The 3,918-nt window shown below is 53.5% G+C and carries 3 protein-coding genes; 1 reads left to right on the top strand and 2 read right to left on the bottom strand.

Annotation, left to right across the window (positions count from 1 at the left end):
- Positions 1–278: hypothetical protein (locus EP867_RS20130; RefSeq protein ID WP_206616390.1), on the top strand; the 278-nt coding region annotated here is incomplete at its 5' end.
- Here the strand turns inward: EP867_RS20130 and EP867_RS18985 are convergent.
- Positions 260–1,561, bottom strand: a complete 1,302-nt coding sequence (locus tag EP867_RS18985; protein ID WP_128491006.1) for a 5-methylcytosine restriction system specificity protein McrC — start codon at positions 1,559–1,561, stop codon at positions 260–262. The genes EP867_RS20130 and EP867_RS18985 overlap by 19 nt on opposite strands.
- On the bottom strand, positions 1,558–3,249 hold the full coding sequence (locus tag EP867_RS18980; protein ID WP_164888962.1) for an McrB family protein: 1,692 nt from the start codon (positions 3,247–3,249) through the stop codon (positions 1,558–1,560). Before EP867_RS18980 ends, EP867_RS18985 begins: the two co-directional genes overlap by 4 nt.
- Between the last annotated feature and the right edge of the window lie 669 nt (positions 3,250–3,918).

The raw sequence follows: 3,918 nt of genomic DNA, 5'->3' as shown, positions 1-3,918 counted from the left end.
GTTGCTCCGGCGAGCCTCCACAACCGCGCACCGACCAACAAATCCTTCTCCGCAATCTGCCATTTCGACATCCTTCTGAAACCTCAGAAGAAAACTCGCCGCTATGGAGCTGGAACAAAACCGCAGATCTCAATGGGATGCAGACGCCGGATACAAAACTCCAGCCTCGGGTGATCCAGAAAGCGGCCTCACCTCAGAAGCCGGAAAACTCTGCCTTCGGGCGGTCCAATGTTGGGGGCAGGTTCAAATACAACCGGGCTCAGGTTGCGGCTGGATGAAATTTCCGCGGCAGGTCAGAACACTTAAGATAACTCTCAAGTTTCACTGCTGCCTGCTCCAGATCCGCAGGCAAAGTAATGAAGAAAACCTTCTGCCCTCCTTCCAACCCCCAAGGCCCGCTCTGCTCTATCTCAGGAATGCCGCCTTGTGTCTGGTCCTCAGGGTATATCAGCAGTGCATTGCAATTCCATCGTCCGGCGTAGGCTGCGATCTGATACAGGTCCTCACGTTGAGGTGCAGGAAGCAATGGAGGGAATGAGTGAAGGCGTTTGTATTTAGCATCCGCCACCAATCTGCTTCCCCCGGTCGCTTTTACGAGGAAGTCAGGTTTCATCAAACCGAGGCCCTGCCCGCTCTCTGTGCGTAAAAGAGAGCGGGTTTCGCCGTAGTCTCTCGTGCCGTGAGAAACGCCTTGAGCTCCCCACGCTCTTCTCATCGCGTTCAGGACGAAGAGTTCCCATATTTCCGCGACATCAAGCAAAATCCCGGTACATTGGCCATCTTCGCTCACACGACTTGCCAGACCTTTCCCTGAGGCAATCCGGTGGGAAAGATCCGCGACCGATCTGAACCCTGCTGTAATCGGCGTCAGCCGCAGCTGGCGTATTTCCGTCAGGCTCGGAAGAGAAGGCCTCGCGCCGACTGCAGCAATCATATGCGAGAGAATGTCTTCGCTCCGCCGGTCCAGCCAATCACCCTTCCGGCCAAGCGTGCGCGAGAGTTGAAGCCAGGCGGCTACAATCGCTGCGCTAATCGCATGGTTGAGCGATTTTTCCCTGTGGATCGAGGCCACTTCAACCGATCCGCGTGATCGCAGCTTTACCGTGCCCGGCAGATGCAATGGTCCGCGCAGACTGAGGCCGGTTTCAATCCTCTCGCGGCGCAGGGCGGGAAGGCTGTGACGCGCTGCCTCTGTCAGAGCACGTGTCCAGATCAGAGCCAGAAGCCTCGGAATAAAAGCCTCGTCCGCTTCTTGCTTGCCAGTACTCTCGACCATGGCAAGGTTAAAAGCACCGCAAATCCAACGAGAAAGCGTTTCCGCACCAAAACGCGGAGTTATCTCCAGCGTACGGCCTTCGAAAGTCAGGTTTCCTATATAGCGCCCTGCCCACCAGTCACCATTGAACTCGCACCTAACGACCGGCTCGTCTTCGCGCCCGGCCTCCAGCCGCAAGACCAGATCACCGGCGGCACTGTCCCTCGCAAGCCTTCCAAGCCAGGCGCGATCGTCATTTGTGAGGTGCTGCCCGAATGGAGAGGAATCTCTAACCGACAGCTTCATGCTTCAGCTACAGGCTCGGACACAAAGGCTTTTCGCAACTCGCCCAACACCTTTGCGCGGCTTTGTGGGTCGATGCTTACCAGATATTCCTGCAAAAGCGGAAAGAGTGCATAATCCCATAGTTGCTCAACAGGACGACGCGGTGCGCCTTTCGTATTCCACAGATAGCCCTGACGACGACGCTTATCGAGATCGTCAATCAGCAGCGGCACAATATCGAGGAAGTAGGCGTGCCCTATTTCGTATTGCGGTCCGAGGAGCTGACTTGACGCAATCACGGAGTTAAGTGAGCCTGCAGCGGAAGCAAGTTTGCGGAAATCCGGCTCGACCTCTGCCCAGTCAATCTTATTCGATGCGCGCGTCCAACGAGAGTAAGCAGCCGATACCAAGGCGTCGGCGTCAAAACCGTGATAAACCCACAGGAAACGCCGCCTCAAAGCGAAATCCATCTGCTCGATTGACAGGTCGATAAGGTTCATCGTCCCGATTACGTAGAGATTTTCCGGGATATTGAGCTTTTGAGCTGGTTCTCCGGCATTAACACCAGGCAGAGTGATTTCCTCGCCGCGATTCTCTAAGAGTGAGAAAGCTTCGCCCAGCATCCTGCTAAGATCCGTCCTGTTCATCTCATCCAGAATTAGAACATGCGGAATTTTATGATCATCTTGAGAGATAGTTTTCACAAGCTGCGGAAGATAGCCGTGTTGATACTCCGTCGCACCGGAGGAGGTAATCCGTAACCCTCGCATGAAGTCTTCATAGCCATATGCAGGATGCAATTGAAGCCGGTGGGTGCGGCGTTCAATTTCAGAACTAACCTTAGACATGTTTTGAAAATAATTCTTCGCACCATATTTTTCTAACAGCTTTGGCCTGATAATTTGCTCAGCCAAAGCTTTCGCCGTATGCGTTTTCCCGGTGCCAGGAGGGCCATATAAAACGATCTGCTTTTTGTAGTGCAGCGCGGCCATTGGGATGTAGTCGTCCGCAGCATTGCCCGCCTGATTCCACACATCAACCAAAGGCGGTCGATAAAAGTCAACGACCTCGTCAGGAAAGAGGTGCTCCAACTCTTTGCGGATACTCAGAAGTTGCCTGTCATGCCCATCCGACCCATCCGCCATGGTCTCGAACGCTTCAACAATTCTCTTCTTGTGCTCGCGACTGGAGATCCGTTCGAAGTCGTCCGGAAAGAGTATATGCAATATCATGTGCCGGATCTGTCGGCTGCTGGAAGCGTCGATTGCGTCCAGAAACTCCATCATTTTCCACGGAGAACCTGCGAGATTCCCCTGGTCTTCGGCCGACTTCTTCTTAAATGCGAGAGCCATTTCGATCAGAAAGCCGATTTCGAAGGGGCGGCGCGTGTTATAGGACTGACCTCCGCTACCGATCCCGTGCTCGAAACACTTTACAAGATCGGAGTCTTTATCCAGCGTCTTGCCACCCCACTCCAGGACTTGGCTCAGAAGCTCTGTTTTTCGGCTTCTGCCCACATTGCTGGGGAAAAGAAAATAGATCCCAAGAACCTCGGCCACCAGAGCGGACATGGTTTCGACGTCGCCAGTCGACGTAATCTGGTCATTGAGTTTTGCAGTGAAGTCCCGCGCGCCTTGATCCAGATTCCCAAAGATCGCATTATGCAGGCGCTGAAGGTTATCTATTGTCCATAGAGCCTCTTGAGACATGAGTGATCTATCCGACAGCAGGCAGTTCTCTAAGAATTTTCGCCCAAAGCTGTAAATCCTATCACAATTTCTTTCGCAAGATCTGGCCATGAACTTAATTTATCCTTTCAATCAGCGCTGACGTTGAGGGGCGTGGTCACAAGTATGTTTGTAAACGAATTTTTAGTGGCGATACTTCTTGTACCTCTGATCCAGCATGGATCGCCGGACCCAACGCCCTATGGATCGCAGGACCTTGCATTAGTGTTGCTCACTCCTTTCGACTGGCAGTCCGCCCTTTCGATATGAGTTCCGCCAGTAAAGGTGACGGTCGGATGGGGGCTCCACGCGTAAGGGTCGCAAAGCTGTTCGCCACATATTCCGGAACTGGTCCCGCCGGGCCGGACAATCCCTCAATTTGGAAAAGAATATCTCCCGAAGAGTAGCCGGCGCATACTAAGGGCAAAGGTGAGACTCCCAACGCAAACAGTTTCCGAAATTGGCTTCACGAGCATTATCAAAGATTAAGGTTAAATTTGAGGCAAGCGCACCTTAAAAAGCGACACGCTGGAGTGATACCGTAGAGGCCTCCGTCATCACAAGGCAATCGACCGCATCGCTCTGATTACCTTGCCCACGCCTTCCGCCACAAGCCCCCGGGACCGAAGAGAGGGTTAGACCCCGCCAGCC

The sequence above is a fragment of the Falsigemmobacter intermedius genome (assembly GCF_004054105.1).
Taxonomy (GTDB): Bacteria; Pseudomonadota; Alphaproteobacteria; order Rhodobacterales; family Rhodobacteraceae; genus Wagnerdoeblera; species Wagnerdoeblera intermedia.
Note: the sequence above shows the minus strand (reverse complement) of the source record. Positions and strands in the feature narration are given on the sequence as shown.